This is a genomic window from Gilliamella sp. Fer4-1 (genome assembly GCF_001690515.1).
In the GTDB taxonomy this organism is placed as follows: Bacteria; Pseudomonadota; Gammaproteobacteria; order Enterobacterales; family Orbaceae; genus Gilliamella; species Gilliamella apicola_C.
This window is the reverse complement of record NZ_LZGZ01000198.1, coordinates 1-13448: the sequence shown is the minus strand read 5'-3', so window position 1 is coordinate 13448 and position 13448 is coordinate 1. Positions and strand designations below refer to the sequence as shown.

The 13448-nt window shown below is 40.6% G+C and carries 21 protein-coding genes; all 21 read right to left on the bottom strand.

Features of this window, described 5'->3' with window-relative positions:
* Position 1: 1 nt before the first annotated feature.
* The 21 genes from A9G30_RS13335 to A9G30_RS06825 all read right to left on the bottom strand — a co-directional run bounded on the left by A9G30_RS13335 (position 2) and on the right by A9G30_RS06825 (position 13441).
* Positions 2-133: a hypothetical protein gene (locus tag A9G30_RS13335; protein WP_255305747.1), complete on the bottom strand. Its 132-nt coding sequence runs from the start codon at positions 131-133 to the stop codon at positions 2-4.
* Positions 123-1439, bottom strand: a complete 1317-nt coding sequence (locus A9G30_RS06925; protein WP_065588477.1) for a phage head morphogenesis protein — start codon at positions 1437-1439, stop codon at positions 123-125. Before A9G30_RS06925 ends, A9G30_RS13335 begins: the two co-directional genes overlap by 11 nt.
* Positions 1432-3018, bottom strand: a complete 1587-nt coding sequence (locus tag A9G30_RS06920; protein WP_081295747.1) for a DUF935 domain-containing protein — start codon at positions 3016-3018, stop codon at positions 1432-1434. The genes A9G30_RS06925 and A9G30_RS06920 overlap by 8 nt, the downstream gene beginning before the upstream one ends.
* Complete coding sequence (locus tag A9G30_RS06915) at positions 3018-4610, bottom strand: terminase large subunit domain-containing protein (RefSeq protein ID WP_065588476.1); 1593 nt, start codon at positions 4608-4610, stop codon at positions 3018-3020. Before A9G30_RS06915 ends, A9G30_RS06920 begins: the two co-directional genes overlap by 1 nt.
* Complete coding sequence (locus A9G30_RS06910) at positions 4610-5179, bottom strand: DUF3486 family protein (protein ID WP_065588475.1); 570 nt, start codon at positions 5177-5179, stop codon at positions 4610-4612. Before A9G30_RS06910 ends, A9G30_RS06915 begins: the two co-directional genes overlap by 1 nt.
* On the bottom strand, positions 5172-5471 hold the full coding sequence (locus tag A9G30_RS06905; RefSeq protein ID WP_065588474.1) for a VpaChn25_0724 family phage protein: 300 nt from the start codon (positions 5469-5471) through the stop codon (positions 5172-5174). Before A9G30_RS06905 ends, A9G30_RS06910 begins: the two co-directional genes overlap by 8 nt.
* Positions 5468-5794 carry a DUF2730 family protein gene (locus A9G30_RS06900; RefSeq protein WP_065588473.1) on the bottom strand — a complete coding sequence of 109 codons (327 nt, stop codon included), beginning with the start codon at positions 5792-5794 and terminating at the stop codon, positions 5468-5470. The genes A9G30_RS06905 and A9G30_RS06900 overlap by 4 nt, the downstream gene beginning before the upstream one ends.
* A gap of 2 nt (positions 5795-5796) precedes the next feature.
* Positions 5797-6009, bottom strand: a complete 213-nt coding sequence (locus A9G30_RS06895; protein WP_065588472.1) for a TraR/DksA C4-type zinc finger protein — start codon at positions 6007-6009, stop codon at positions 5797-5799.
* A gap of 158 nt (positions 6010-6167) precedes the next feature.
* On the bottom strand, positions 6168-6533 hold the full coding sequence (locus A9G30_RS06885) for a hypothetical protein (protein ID WP_065588471.1): 366 nt from the start codon (positions 6531-6533) through the stop codon (positions 6168-6170).
* A complete protein-coding gene (locus A9G30_RS06880; protein WP_065588470.1) occupies positions 6526-6765 on the bottom strand; it encodes a hypothetical protein in 240 nt (79 codons plus the stop codon). The genes A9G30_RS06885 and A9G30_RS06880 overlap by 8 nt, the downstream gene beginning before the upstream one ends.
* Complete coding sequence (locus A9G30_RS06875) at positions 6749-7021, bottom strand: hypothetical protein (protein WP_065588469.1); 273 nt, start codon at positions 7019-7021, stop codon at positions 6749-6751. Before A9G30_RS06875 ends, A9G30_RS06880 begins: the two co-directional genes overlap by 17 nt.
* Positions 7021-7383, bottom strand: coding sequence for a D-Ala-D-Ala carboxypeptidase family metallohydrolase (locus A9G30_RS06870; RefSeq protein WP_065588468.1), 363 nt, complete (start codon positions 7381-7383; stop codon positions 7021-7023). The genes A9G30_RS06875 and A9G30_RS06870 overlap by 1 nt, the downstream gene beginning before the upstream one ends.
* 79 nt (positions 7384-7462) lie before the next feature.
* Positions 7463-7852, bottom strand: a complete 390-nt coding sequence (locus A9G30_RS06865; RefSeq protein WP_065588467.1) for a hypothetical protein — start codon at positions 7850-7852, stop codon at positions 7463-7465.
* Positions 7849-8292, bottom strand: coding sequence for a Mor transcription activator family protein (locus tag A9G30_RS06860; RefSeq protein WP_065588466.1), 444 nt, complete (start codon positions 8290-8292; stop codon positions 7849-7851). The genes A9G30_RS06865 and A9G30_RS06860 overlap by 4 nt, the downstream gene beginning before the upstream one ends.
* Positions 8282-8794, bottom strand: coding sequence for a hypothetical protein (locus A9G30_RS06855; protein ID WP_065588465.1), 513 nt, complete (start codon positions 8792-8794; stop codon positions 8282-8284). The genes A9G30_RS06860 and A9G30_RS06855 overlap by 11 nt, the downstream gene beginning before the upstream one ends.
* Positions 8791-9378 (bottom strand): gp16 family protein, encoded by a 588-nt coding sequence (locus A9G30_RS06850; protein WP_065588464.1) that lies wholly within the window; start codon positions 9376-9378, stop codon positions 8791-8793. The genes A9G30_RS06855 and A9G30_RS06850 overlap by 4 nt, the downstream gene beginning before the upstream one ends.
* Before the next feature lies 1 nt (position 9379).
* Entirely contained in the window at positions 9380-10024 is a 645-nt protein-coding gene (locus tag A9G30_RS06845) for a DUF3164 family protein (RefSeq protein ID WP_065588463.1), read from the bottom strand.
* A gap of 15 nt (positions 10025-10039) precedes the next feature.
* Entirely contained in the window at positions 10040-10324 is a 285-nt protein-coding gene (locus A9G30_RS06840; protein WP_081295745.1) for a hypothetical protein, read from the bottom strand.
* 29 nt (positions 10325-10353) lie between these two features.
* Positions 10354-11259: an AAA family ATPase gene (locus A9G30_RS06835; protein WP_065588462.1), complete on the bottom strand. Its 906-nt coding sequence runs from the start codon at positions 11257-11259 to the stop codon at positions 10354-10356.
* Between the two features lie 7 nt (positions 11260-11266).
* The gene (locus A9G30_RS06830) at positions 11267-13249 is read right to left on the bottom strand and encodes a transposase domain-containing protein (protein ID WP_065588461.1); all 1983 of its coding nucleotides are present in this window, start codon (positions 13247-13249) and stop codon (positions 11267-11269) included.
* A 9-nt stretch (positions 13250-13258) separates the two neighbouring features.
* Complete coding sequence (locus tag A9G30_RS06825; protein ID WP_065588495.1) at positions 13259-13441, bottom strand: helix-turn-helix domain-containing protein; 183 nt, start codon at positions 13439-13441, stop codon at positions 13259-13261.
* Positions 13442-13448 lie beyond the last annotated feature (7 nt).

Here is a 13448-nt window from a genome sequence, read left to right as displayed (position 1 = left end):
TTTATCTTGTTTTATAGTAAGCTTGTTGCGTACGAGTAATGGTAATTCGGCATAAGCGCTCAGCGCCACATGTGTATGCGGGTTCGACCCCCGCCGTGACAATAAGCCCTGACACAGGGCTTTTATATTTCACCCTTCAACAACACATACAGCCCGCCCTTTATACTTTTTTGCAAATCAACTATACTGGCTTTGTATGCGTTAATTACGACATCAAGCGCGTCTTTTTGTCCCTTCAAATTATATGGCGCATTAATAACAATTTTCATTGTGTCGCTACCTTTCGCTATATAAAGCAAATTATTCTTTTGCTTATCCCACAGCACAGCTTGTGCATCAGCAATCAATTTAGGCAATGATTGATAATCTTTTAGTGTTAATTTAACGCAGGTTTTTTGGTGTTTTAGGCTGTCAGCATGCAATATATTTTTTTCACTCACAGCAAATAATCTGGCTGGCTCAATCCCTGATATTTTTTTGACTTGCTCTGCAATATCATCAGTCATAAAACCGAGCGGCTGCACAGCGTTACCTGCCCGTCTTGTTGTCAAGAGACTACCGACCCACTGAGCAAATGCATCATGACGTGCAGGCGCATTATTTAATGATTGAATAACCTGCTGACGTAGTTTTCTGTTTTGTAATGTTGTAAGTTTTTTGGCAATATTGATATCCGAACCCATGGCAGCACTACCAACATTACCCGACCAGCCGGCATCAGTTCGCATTGTTTGATTGCCTGATTTAAACTGCGTTACTTCAGATTGGCACGCATCACCCGAGTCATTAGTGCCAGCACTGACTTCATACGTTTCTAATTTCCCCTTGCTTGACTCAACAGCCAATCCTTCACGTTCAACCTGTGACTTAGTTAATGCACGAACACGGCAACGACAACCCCAGCCGTTGGGCGGGTAGAGTTTTTGCCAGATTGGATCGTCATATCTGAATACTTTTAAATGCAATGCAGCGTGAGCGGCACGCGTTCTATTGTCCATGGTTGCAATATATTGCCAGTAGGGGTGCGTTTCGCTACTGGCTAACTGTTGCTGATAACGACCCGCTTGGTATGCTGTTGCCAGATTAGTACGATAGATAGTACTCAAGCGCCTTGGGCTACCAAGCTGCACTTCTTCGGCGTCCCCATGGCTATTAACATTAATCTGTTTACCCCACCAACCAAGCTTTTCAAGCACTGGTTTAAGGTTCTTTTTAAACTCTCGCTCTGTCGTTCCCGTTGCCAGTGCTCTATCAAGCTCAAGCTGGATAGATTCAAGCACATCAAGTGATGTTGCCTTGGCAACAGTAAATGCCTGCGCATGTGCTTGTGTGGACATCTCTTGCCAGTTCCATGTGATTTTATAACCTTTAGATCGAAAGTAATCGACCGCAAGCTTGGGCTCCAATTTCATTGCATAACCAAGATCTATATCAAGCATTTAATCGACCCCATAACTGAGCAACAAAGATACCACGAGCAATCATATCTTGAAGCTGTTCGCTATCTAAATCACTATACAGATCTTCAATTTTATTTTTAGCTGTTGCTAAATCGTTTTGCATAATAATATCAACAATTGGCTTTAAAACGGGGTCTATTGTTTGTTGCCAGTCATTACCAGTAATTACAGCAGGTGCTGCTTTTAACGGGTCGACCTCTTGACTAGCATTTAATGTCACAAACCCTTTGGGATTTTTAGCACTTAAAAACGCAGGCATTTGTGGCTCAGCTGCTTTAAGAATATCATCATCTTCAGAAGCAATTGGAATTTGCAACTTATCATGCACCCACGCCGTTGATATTTTCATACCCATGCTGACTAAAGTCGGTAAATTGCTTGCGTAGGTTGTTAAATCCTCTGGTTCACTTAAATCAAACTCAAAGCGAGGGTGACGATTCGGATCGTTAAACGATTTACCGTTTAACATGTACAGCGGCATAATTAAATCACGGGTTAACGTTGCAGCTAATTGTTTAGCATCACTGTCACGCACTTCAAAACGCACTTCGTTGTGCACGTTTCCCAGTGCTTGTGAGCCGACACTACCGGCTTGGCTTGTTAACGTTCCGCCCAATATGGCTTTAGACATGCTAAGCTCAGCCCAGTTAATCATGGACGTGAACGGCTCAGCACCACCTTCTGCAGCGTTTTTAAAATCAAGTTCCATTCCCGTTGGTATGATGCCGCCAGCGTTATGGCCAACTTGCATGACAGCTTCTAGCAATGTATTTTTTTCTTTGTCAGTAGCACCCGCCGGATACTTACCGATTCGTATCGGTAAGCCATAAATCTCGATAAACTCAGCTAAATCGCGTATTGAATAGTTTTTAAAAATAAATGGCCACACCAAAGTGCGAATCAATCCTATACGCGACAAATAGCCGCTTTTTGATTTTGCGGTATGAAATATCCAATTAAAGGGAGCAAGCTCTTGCCCTTCATGTGAACCATCACGTAATCGCAGCTCATTTTTATTATCAGGGTGACACTGAAACCAGCTCGGGTCACGATACTCAATGCCTGTTGGCAGCATTAATCCATCAACTTGCTCCCAACCTACAAACTCCTGACAGCTAAAACCCTTCAAAATCGCATCGGTTGCATCATAGATACAATCGTCAAACCACGTAAAAGACTCTATAATTTCGGTCAATAACTCCGCATCCCGTTGTTCTGCATCAGTTGCACGGGGAGGGGGAACTATATGCCAATTTAAACCCTGCACAGCTCGGCGGCGTTTACCTAATTCAGATTGCAAGTGCGTGTCTTTTTCTTCCATATCTTCAGCTAATTCGCATTGCGGGTACAATGTACCACGCTCCGCCTCTAACAATATTGAAGCAGCTCGAGCTGGAGTTAAACCGATTGATGGATGAGTACTTTCATGACGCTTTATAACTATTGTACTGTCATTCCGCCTTTCCGTTTGCGGTACTTTATTTGTTGTCGGCAAACTAAATTTGGGTTCGGTTCGCTCAATAAATTTTGATTTGTTGCGTTTCAATAAATTCAGCATCACCAGCATCCTTTTTCGTAATTTGGTAAATCATCATATCTATTATTTCGACCTGTTTTTGCTCGTTCACGCTCGTGTTTACTCGGTATGGTAGTGAACTCAGCAACAAATCCATCCATATAGCTTGCTCGAACAGCCATAATATAGGCAACACAACTATCACCGTGACGCTTCTGACCATCACCGCCTTTATCTCGTGATTTGTCGATTTTGGGCACACCCCGAATTATCTGTAGATGTCGCTGGTCAATAATAATGTCTTCGTCCTTAGGTATTTCGATAAACCCAGATTCATAGAGCGCTTTATATTTCGGCGACCATTCGCGATAAAAGTTCTCAGTAGTATGCACAGCATCAACCATTGATTGACCATAGCGCAACAGCAACGCTTCACCGAGATAACCACCATTACCTGTTGCATCAGTAGCGACACCAATGATTCTTGGTGTGTTATCAATAATTAAAAAAGCAAGCTCTTTTTGCTGATTGTATGGCACATCATGAAGCTCTATTGTTAATCGCATCTTACGAGTTGTGCTTTGTTCGATACTCTCAATCGCTATTGTTGAACGGTCGCCATTACGAGCGAAATCTTGGCCGTATGCATGACGGGTTTCTTTATTTAATTTATCAAGTATTGGTTTGATTTTTTCATTGAAAAACGTTGTAATTTCAGTTGTTCGAGCAGGCTCAGTCCAAAGCATGTGACCTTTTGGCATTTCGTAACGTATAACTTTATGCTTGGTTTTGGCAGCGTTATCAATAAGAATGCGAGGAATGTAAGCACCACCGCCATTTTTGGGTACGCAATAATACTCTTCAAGGGCGTCATCCTCCGTAAAACAGCCTTTTAATAAATCGGCTTTCCACTCATCTTCTTTTTTCTGAGTCCACTCAAGCTTATTAACTTGGCAAATTCGACGATACAAGCCATCATTACACGCATCATCAAGCGTAATAGTATGGACAGACCCTTTACGTGCGCCTTTTCTTATCTCTTGGATCAGCTCATTAAAATTATTATCAGTGCCATTGTGTGTTGAGATAATGCGCACTTTGGCACCCCACATCGTGAGAGCCATTGCTGCTTTCAAAAGCTCGGGCAAATATTCATGGAATGCGGCTTTATCTATTACCACGTTACCCTGCATACCCCGCAGGTTTTTCGGGTTAGATGAAAGCGCTTGAATTTTAAAACCTGATGAAAAATAGATAACAAATGTTAAAACATCTGTGCGCTCATTCTCAATGATCAAATTTTCTTCAGTGATTTCACTAACCGCATAATTAAATGCCTTAGCCCACATTGCACATGCATCAATAAACTCACGCGCCATGTCTTTGCTAGAACCGACGTAAAACGTATTACGTCCACCAGCATCGCGACTCATCGCGCCAGTTAATGTTGCATCACAAGCCTCTGCCCACGTAAGACCTGTACGCCGAGACTTTTCGGCGACTTTTAACACAGATGCATCAGCAATCCAACGCTTTTGATAACCAAGTAAAACATCATCGGGATTAAATTCATTATTTAAAATAGCATTAACTGATGCTGAAACAGTTGTTATATCAGTTTTAAACTCAGTCATTACGCAACACCTAAAATCATCTGTTTAATATTTTGTGCTGTTTCGGCACTCATGCCAGCCGTTCTTACTAATTTTTCAGTTGATTCGGCAACTTCTTCAGCAAATGCAGCGCGGATTTCTTTTTCTCGTTTGTGGCTCATAATTGCAGCTTGTTCTACACGTTGAATTGCTAATGCCATTTGAGCCAAAGCTTTCGGCTCTACAACCTCACCGCCTTCACTCATATGCATTGATGTTTCAAAAGCTAACGTGCGCACAATTTCTTGCAATAATTTACCAACGTCCGAAGTCGGTGCATCACCCAATTTCGCTGTCCATACTTCCGCCACTTCTCTCGACTGACGGATTTTAGCGCCAACATCTTCCATCCTTGTTGCGTAACGGTTTAGTCCCGTACGGCTTAACTTCATATCATCACCAAGCCCATGTTCATCTATAAGCTCATTGATAGCTGCGCGGATGTCTTGCTGCGTCATGCTTTTATCACGTAACAGCTTGTGCAATTCATCTTTTATCGCTGGCGGTAGCAAATCAACTTTAGACGGTCGCCCGCGTGTCTGTTTAGTCATAATCGCTTGCCCGTGGCTTTTTTACACCAATAGCAGTTGCACGCCCAGTTGCAACATCTTCACCACGCCCCGTAATATCAGCAACAAAGCAGCCCGCAATATCTTGCAATTTAATTAAGTTTTGTTCTGCGAGCCAGCTCATATACGAACGAGTTAAATCACGACTGATGCGATGACCGTACTGATCTAAACATGTTTGCAATACCGATTCATTTGCTGAGCCGCCACAGTCGCATAATGCACGGAGCGCAACCAGCCGCCGATCTTCATCTAATAGTTGCCTAAAGTTCATTTCTTGCCTTCCTTTAATTCGTTTTCTAATAACAAATTACTAATTCGTTTGACTCCAGCTAACTCCGGCCTTATCTCTTTAATATCACCCCGCAGCCCTGATATTTCTAAATTAAGCTTATAAATGTCATCTTTTGTCGGTAATGACTCAAGTTGCCCCTGAATTGTCGAGACATCTTTTTTTAGTTTTGATACATCACTAGCAATAGCATCCAATTCTTCACGTTTTGCAAATTTTGTCGCTAAAAACATCACTAAAAACGACAATGCAAACGCACCCAATGAGCTGAGCGTCGACCAATGCTGCCGTAAAAAATCAATCATAATCACCCCTGTTTTTTCTTAAGTTCATATATGTACTGACAATCAATACAGCGAACGATATAACCACCCGCATTTAATCGCTCAGCAGGGATTGGTTCATCACAATCAATACAGCTATCACTAACTCGCTGTGGACGAACTCTATTAATATAGTTATCAATCTCTGCGTTACGCAGTAATTGTTCTGCATCATTACTTTTATCGACTAAGTCCATTTTGCAGTTTTCCCCACTTTGTAATTATTTTTATGTTATTTTCTAATTGCTGACAGTAAGCACCGTACTGCGTAGCAAAACGCAACAGTTCGGCGGGCTTGCCGTTTTTGGGCGGCAATGGCCTTACTGGTAGCGTCATGGCCGACATCGGCGGCTTGTTATTTACAATCGTAGCCATGGGCTCTTTTGTAGACGCACAAGCTGTCAGCACCGATACCGTTATAAGTAACACCATCTTTTTTAGTTGCATCATCTATCACGCTCTCTAATTGTTGTAACTGCTCTGTAATTTGATTTTGTTTTTCGATTAACTGGTGTGTTAATTCATCATTAAGCGCTGATTGGCGTTGCAGTTCGATTTTATGAGCATTAGCAATCGCTAATCTTTCTTGCGTAAAATTCTCTTTTAAAGTTGCAATTTTGGACTCCAACTTTTGGCTTTGTTGCATCCAATAAAAACTAATTATCGAAAGTGCAAACAGCACAATCACAGTAGGGGATAAGTTTTTTAAAAATTTAATCATTAGAATCATCCTTCAATTCAACATCACGCTTAATTGCAGCGCGCTTACTAGCTTGTGATTGCGCAACCCAAGCCGCCAAATAAGTACCAAGCAGCAGCTCGTTTTGCTGATAATTAAAGCACTGGTAAAGCACAACAATGCTAGATACAACAAAAGCCAAACTTACTGCACAATCTGATGATGATAATTTACCTGTTTTGGGGTTTGTGATTAATTCAAGTATTTTTTTCATGCTTTAATTTCCTTAAATCCATAAGAGCTTTTTGTAATCTGATATCTTGCTCACTAACACTTTGCCAACCCTTTGTAAAAACAGATTGATAAGTAGAATCGTGACTATATAACGGAACTATTTCGTAATTATCACCGCTTATCGCACGATTCATTACGCACTCACGAGCAAACTCAAAAAGCTCTAAAAATTTTTTATTACGTAAAATTGGATACATTTTGACGTAATCGTCAATTGAGTGAGCGGACTCAATCATTAGTTAGCGCCCCAACGGCTGCGGTTTTTGCGCACATCGATGTGGGTAAATGATTTATAGCGACCTAAGCCATATTTATTTGGATATTTAGATTCTAGGTAATCAGCAACATTTTTGGGCCGAATACCTTTGACAACAATGTCAGCTGCGTTGCCGTTCATATGTTGGCTGGTTGGCGTGCCACCAATAGCTTTATTGTGGGTAGGGCAGCGATAAGCGCTATTAATAATGACTGGCGCATTGAAATGCTCACGCACACCCTCAAGCACATCTAGCAACTCATAAGCATATAAAACATTGCCACAGCCGCATTTGCACATGAACTCGGATTTTTTGAAATGAGGCGATAATTGGTTTTCCATTTTCTATCCTTTAATTGTTTTAATAATTAAAGGATAGGGGAACTAAAGGTAGATTGGGTTTGTGGTAGCTCTAAGAAAATTAATTAAATGCAGCTATTTTTGATTTTACCTGAAATTTGTTGGGGTCATTTTTATCTTTTTCGATAACATATAACACAATATCATCTTTCTTTAACTTATCACCAACAAACAACCCGATTTCAGTACGACAAACAAGAATACCTGAATCATTTTTTAACTGTAAATCAGTTATATTTTTTAACTTGATATCAAGACTTTTAAGCTGTTTACTGATCTCGTTAATCGACGGATCATTTAAATTTTTAATTCCTGCAAGGTTAGCTACAACTGACATCTTGTTTTGTTGTCTCACCTCATCAATAACTTTGCTGTCATTGCAAGCGGGAAGATTTGCAGCAAAAGATGAGCAAGATAACATCATTAAAAACAATATTTTTTTACATTTCATTCCTTACCTCCAAACATGTCTGGTTGATATTTTTTTCTATGCAATGCTAATTGCTCCCGTATGATAGAATAAACATGACTATCTGTTAAATTATATTTTTTTGCAAGCACTGCTATATTCCCGTCACTAATCTGGTAATCAAGGAAAATTCGATTATCGCGTATTGCTTGTTTCAGTCTTTCGCCGTTGGGGATATAGCAAACACGTCCGCCAAAATAATTCCCCAAAACACCGACAAGCTTGGTTGATGTTATTATTGCTTTTTCATTTTGCATACCTTGTCTAACAAGCTCCGCACAGAATAAATCAACAAACTCAGATAAAAGCCTTGGCCAGTTTTTTCGAATCATTATAACATCAGTCATATTGTCTAATGTATCAAGTGCAAATCCCAGTTCCTCATGATCATCGTCGAACAGTTTTAAATTATCATCGACCATCTCTCTCCCTCCTTTTTTGGTACCATTCTTGCGCACCTTCGACATTTATTTTTGAAAAATCGGCTTTAGCGCGATACATTTGCTCAAAATAAACTTCGTTGCTTTCTTTTGCTGGCGCATCCTCTTTACTTACCTCAGTATACAAAAATAAGTGCGTAGTTGAATTATAAACTGTTTTTAAATAATTATGATTTGCAAGCGGCTTAATTTCATTACCGCTAGCGCGTTTTTTTTGAATTTGCTTAACGGTCTCATTAAGGGCGTGAGCCAAATGACGGCTGGGTTTGAATTGCTCAAGAACCTCTTGCATCAGTTTAGCTGTCCTTGAATTACTCAGGTTAGATTTAGCTGGGCGGAATAAACCTAAATAAGCAACAAGCGGACGGGCACAGTTATGCGTAAATTTAAGCAGCATAGACAAAACTTCACGTCCCGCTTCATCTTCAACCAACGCGTCAAGATGAATATCGCTATGACAAATAGTGCAGCGTCCTAATTTCATTTTGGCCTCCCTTTGTATCTCTTTTTAAGCACATCTTCATAAAGCTTTCTGATCTCATCATACCCGCTGTATGATGTACTATCGGGCAAATAAAGAACGTTGTTTTTATAGCATACGCCGTTGACTAATAAAAATTTATCAACCATTTCACGTATATGCCAGCTCTTTAAAGACTCCAAAACATGCTGAGCTAAATAAGAGTCAAGCCATGCATGAGTTTTAATGCCAAGTCCGCTAGTAATTTTTTTTGTCATGCGCTCGACAAATGCATCTAACGCCTTATCACGTGAATCAGAAATAAACCCTTGATGTCCCATTGTGATCCAGATAGCGCGGATCTTTTTTATGTCATCACGCCGATCTGATGTTTTGACAACCGGTGCACCATACTTCTTTTTTACGCCTGTATACTCAAACCCTTTCAATTTCATTGTTTCGTAAACTTTCTCAAGCTCATGTTTTAGCATTTTAGAGCACGAGCTTTTTTTAGTTTCAGCGACAAGCAAAGCGCGATACGTTTCATCATCCAAGCCAAGCTTTTGCTTGGCTATATGAATAAGTTTAATTAATTGTAATTTTGTCATATTAAACTCCCGCAATATCCAGTGCAATCGGTCGATACTCGTTACTGTCGCCAATGCGTTCATAAACACGTATGTAAGAACGGCTACCGACAACTTGAAGCGACTCACTTAATGCGTCCATTGCTTTTTGCCAGCGTTCATCCTTAATGTCAAGACGGCGCAATTCAAGCAACCTACCAAGCTTTAAATCACCATCTTTACTTGTCGCAAAAGCTCTGTTAACAATGGCTTTAAGCTCTGGGCGTGCATTCTCTGACCAATCGTTAACACAGTCCATGGTTAGCTGTTTAGCTGCTAAAATTCGCTCATCTGGAGCTATGTTATCATGCATTGTGCGTTGTACTTTATACTTACCGTCAAAGCTAAATAAAGTTACATTACCCTTTTTACCGCCCAAATTGACATTATATTGCTCTGCGGATAACTCTATAAATGCAGCGATATCACCAAACGCCTTAGCTTTAAAAAGCGATAATTCTTTATTAAGCAATTTTGCATGTTTAATGATTTCTTCAACGACTTGCTCACGCTCTATGTCGATATCTTTAATCATTGATACCGGTACAAGCGCGCCTTTTGCATCTTTCCAGTAACCAGCCATAACATCTTCATTAGTGTACTGTTTACAAGATTTATTCTCGTTCATTTTTCCTTTCCTCGTTCAAATCAAACTTTCAGACCAAACCACACGACATCCAGAATATTCAAAAACGCCCTGCTTAATTGGCACGACATTATTAAAATGCTGATACGACGCTTTACCGGATATTATTAAATCTCGGCACTTGTCATTGCTAAATAAAAAAATAGTAGGGCGTAGAGCATTACCGATTACAACTTTGTTGACCAAAAACCCCTCGCTCGATAGCTGCTCTATAATTTTTGATACATCATTCATTGTTAGCGCGATTTCTTCAGCACTGTACGGCTTACGTTGTTCTTGCATGATTTTCCTCTCATCAAATTGATAAATAATCAAACACCTTCTAAATCTCTAATTGCTGCGCTAATGTGTGTTTCATTGATTGCTGTGTTACTACTATTTGCAAGAATCGCAGCAAGTGATAACGTCATTTTAATGATACGAAGTGCGCCCGCCTTTCTACCAAGTTCGTGCACCAGCTTTCTTTCGCGTGCGCCGTCAATGCCCCAAGCATCTGCGATAGCATCAATATCGCCTGCGGTTGTATTTAAAATCGCCACTTTTTTAGCAATACGTGAGAAGAGGCGGGCAAAGTCGGTTTTGCGAGAGCCATTGCCTGATAATTTAGAATAGATTTGATGGTTACCGCACAGTACAACACCAACCCCCGTCATCTCTTGAATCAAACGAATTTCTTCGAGCGCATCGTAGGGTAAGTGGTCAGCCTCATCAATTATCAGCAACCCCTTGGTCTCTCGCATTTTTTTGCATATAGCGCTACTTAATGTACCAAGTCTTTTGGGTGCATAATCAATATCGAGTGCACAAGCAATGTCATATAAGCACTCAATTAATTTTGATGATGAGGGGCGAACAGTGATAAGCCACACGTTGGGTTGCTTGGCATATTCAGTGATTGCGTTAGTTTTACCAACACCACTATTGCCGTATACAACAACAAAACAGCCAGCGATTTTTGCATAATCAAGCGCATTAAATATCTTTTTACTTGTTGGTGTTTCAACAAAGCTTGGCGCGGTTTTCAAGTTGTTTGCTTTCTTTTTGTTATCAAGCCAGACCGTCAACTTGTCAGCAATTTTCTGATTGTCACCAGCGTACAAATCATTCATAAATTGACTGAGCGCAGCAGGTGAAACGTCGCTTTGTTTTGCTATAGCACTATATTTCTCACCATTTTCAACCGCTGCTTTTATTTCATTTCTAATACCTGCAAACATGATCCAATTACTCCTTATTATTTTTAGCTACTAATTTTTTTAAACCAGCATCGAACGCTGAATCAAAATCAAGCACATCAGCAGTTGACTTGTCAGCATCGTCATCTATTGCAACTCCGTTTTTTGCGTGCTCCGCCTTTAAAATCTCAACAACTTTTGATTCAGGCTGTTCAGACAACTCAACATCAGGCAGTAAAGCTTGTACCTCAAGAATCGACATGCGTTTTTGATTTTTAGCGGCCTCTTTATGTCGTTTAACAAACTGTGTGCGCTCACGCTTATGCTCACGAGCAGCCTGAGTATCACCGAATGCGACACGCTCTAAACACTGAGCATCACAAATAAAGCGACCATCTAGTGTATAAACAAGCACGCTATCGTGTAGACTTCTTGGGTCAAATCGAATAACAACTTTGTTTGGTCGAATGCCGATTAATTTTTCATTGTAGTAGCGATTTTTAGCACCACGAATTGAACCACCAGCATCAATTGTAAACGTGCCATCAAAGCGCACAGTGACAGATTCAGAAGGAAGCAACAATAATCGGCGCTGCTCTGCTGTAGCCTTTTTAATAACGCCCGATTGATAACTAGCATTAAATGCATCATCAAACGACATTACACCGCCACAAACTTCTGTGTTACGATTTGGCTTACTGTTAAACATAGCGATACCCTGTTCAAGCGCCCTCAGGAACACATCAACATCAACAGCATTCTTGCTGTTATAGTTATCGGGTTTTTCAAGCACATTTGCCCCTGTATATGCACCAGCAAGAAGAGGGTGCTTATCAACAAGCTCACCAAGACCTCCATGTGAGAACGCACGCTCAATTGGCTTTGCTTGACCGTGTCCTTTACCGAACATTACACTTGACCAGTGCAGTTGAATGCCCAGCATCGGAATAATTCCCAACGGTTCATCTGGCTTAACTTTAAAGCGATAACGATTTGGCACGCCGCCCGTCAACCACTTATTCGCTGCCGCTCTTGTGTTATCGATAGTGACATGCTTCGGTATGCCGTATTGCTCAATCACGTCAGACAATGACAAACGAATTGAGTCACTATTTTCTGAAACATCACAGTAGTAAGCCAAAATTTTACGAGTGCGAACATCTTGCCAAATCCATGTTTTTGGGCGTAAAATATCGCCGTTGTACCATTTGACGAACACGTTATGCAAATAGCCGTCGCCGTTAATCCATTCAAGCGCACCTAAATCCATTACGCTACGCTCTTGAGCCGGATATAGTTGCATTAATGCATGTTCACCCTTGCGCCAGAGTATTTGCTGCTCTGGCGTAATTTCTCGCTCAATTTTTCGGCGTAAGCTTGATTTATGAGGAATAGACCATCCTTTGTCTTTAGCGACGTCACACAGCATTTGATAGCACGCATTAAATGCCGGTTGCTCAGGTCTGAAATAGTTAGCAACGAAAAAGTCCCAAGCTTCAGGTGTCATTTTGTATTGCCGAGATGAATAATCACGATCCATGTTGCCAGTTATTAATGCCGGCAATAAATCAGACTGCTCAATTTCTTTAACTTGGTAAAACCAACGCCTAACATTGCCGGATGGGTGTTTGTGTGTTATTGCAACAATATTAAAAGCTTCAACAGTTTTTGTGCCGGTAGCGACTAACTGCCTGACCGCAACAACAGCTGCAACTTTAATTTTTGCTTCCTCTTTTTGCTTGTCTGTCGCTTTATCACACCGAGCCCACAGAACTTCAGCGCAATAGCTTTTCTCTTTTGGCTCTGGCTTATCTATTATCTGATTACCACCAATCATAATTTTGTTTTTTGACTTCAAAACACGAGCTTGGTCGTAGATAGATAAAGAAAAGACATTGTATTCATAAACCCTACCTTTGACTCCCTCGACCCTTCGACGTTCCCAACCCTCAGATTTTGCTTTGTATGCAATCCCTTGAGCCGTTTTTGGCATACCTGAAACTTGCATTAAATCTTGCGCTGTAATCCACATAAATACCCCTTATTTATATTGATAACGAGAAGGCCAAATTTCTCTAGGATCTAAACCAAGCGCATCAGCAATAATACGCTCAGCTTTTGGATAAGATATCCTCAAGGCATTATTTAATGTGCATGGCGCAAGCCCAGCATTTATTGAAAGCGATCTTAAAGTAATTCTTTTTTTACGAAGTGCGCATTTAATATCTTCT

What these genes read in the sequence shown, in the direction of transcription:
- A9G30_RS06925 (WP_065588477.1), bottom strand. Translation starts at nt 1,439, where the DNA reads ATGCTTGATATAGATCTTGGTTATGCAATGAAATTGGAGCCCAAGCTT.
- A9G30_RS06920 (WP_081295747.1), bottom strand. Translation starts at nt 3,018, where the DNA reads ATGCTGAATTTATTGAAACGCAACAAATCAAAATTTATTGAGCGAACC.
- A9G30_RS06915 (WP_065588476.1), bottom strand. Translation starts at nt 4,610, where the DNA reads ATGACTGAGTTTAAAACTGATATAACAACTGTTTCAGCATCAGTTAAT.
- A9G30_RS06910 (WP_065588475.1), bottom strand. Translation starts at nt 5,179, where the DNA reads ATGACTAAACAGACACGCGGGCGACCGTCTAAAGTTGATTTGCTACCG.
- A9G30_RS06905 (WP_065588474.1), bottom strand. Translation starts at nt 5,471, where the DNA reads ATGAACTTTAGGCAACTATTAGATGAAGATCGGCGGCTGGTTGCGCTC.
- A9G30_RS06900 (WP_065588473.1), bottom strand. Translation starts at nt 5,794, where the DNA reads ATGATTGATTTTTTACGGCAGCATTGGTCGACGCTCAGCTCATTGGGT.
- A9G30_RS06895 (WP_065588472.1), bottom strand. Translation starts at nt 6,009, where the DNA reads ATGGACTTAGTCGATAAAAGTAATGATGCAGAACAATTACTGCGTAAC.
- A9G30_RS06885 (WP_065588471.1), bottom strand. Translation starts at nt 6,533, where the DNA reads ATGATTAAATTTTTAAAAAACTTATCCCCTACTGTGATTGTGCTGTTT.
- A9G30_RS06880 (WP_065588470.1), bottom strand. Translation starts at nt 6,765, where the DNA reads ATGAAAAAAATACTTGAATTAATCACAAACCCCAAAACAGGTAAATTA.
- A9G30_RS06875 (WP_065588469.1), bottom strand. Translation starts at nt 7,021, where the DNA reads ATGATTGAGTCCGCTCACTCAATTGACGATTACGTCAAAATGTATCCA.
- A9G30_RS06870 (WP_065588468.1), bottom strand. Translation starts at nt 7,383, where the DNA reads ATGGAAAACCAATTATCGCCTCATTTCAAAAAATCCGAGTTCATGTGC.
- A9G30_RS06865 (WP_065588467.1), bottom strand. Translation starts at nt 7,852, where the DNA reads ATGAAATGTAAAAAAATATTGTTTTTAATGATGTTATCTTGCTCATCT.
- A9G30_RS06860 (WP_065588466.1), bottom strand. Translation starts at nt 8,292, where the DNA reads ATGGTCGATGATAATTTAAAACTGTTCGACGATGATCATGAGGAACTG.
- A9G30_RS06855 (WP_065588465.1), bottom strand. Translation starts at nt 8,794, where the DNA reads ATGAAATTAGGACGCTGCACTATTTGTCATAGCGATATTCATCTTGAC.
- A9G30_RS06850 (WP_065588464.1), bottom strand. Translation starts at nt 9,378, where the DNA reads ATGACAAAATTACAATTAATTAAACTTATTCATATAGCCAAGCAAAAG.
- A9G30_RS06845 (WP_065588463.1), bottom strand. Translation starts at nt 10,024, where the DNA reads ATGAACGAGAATAAATCTTGTAAACAGTACACTAATGAAGATGTTATG.
- A9G30_RS06840 (WP_081295745.1), bottom strand. Translation starts at nt 10,324, where the DNA reads ATGCAAGAACAACGTAAGCCGTACAGTGCTGAAGAAATCGCGCTAACA.
- A9G30_RS06835 (WP_065588462.1), bottom strand. Translation starts at nt 11,259, where the DNA reads ATGTTTGCAGGTATTAGAAATGAAATAAAAGCAGCGGTTGAAAATGGT.
- A9G30_RS06830 (WP_065588461.1), bottom strand. Translation starts at nt 13,249, where the DNA reads ATGTGGATTACAGCGCAAGATTTAATGCAAGTTTCAGGTATGCCAAAA.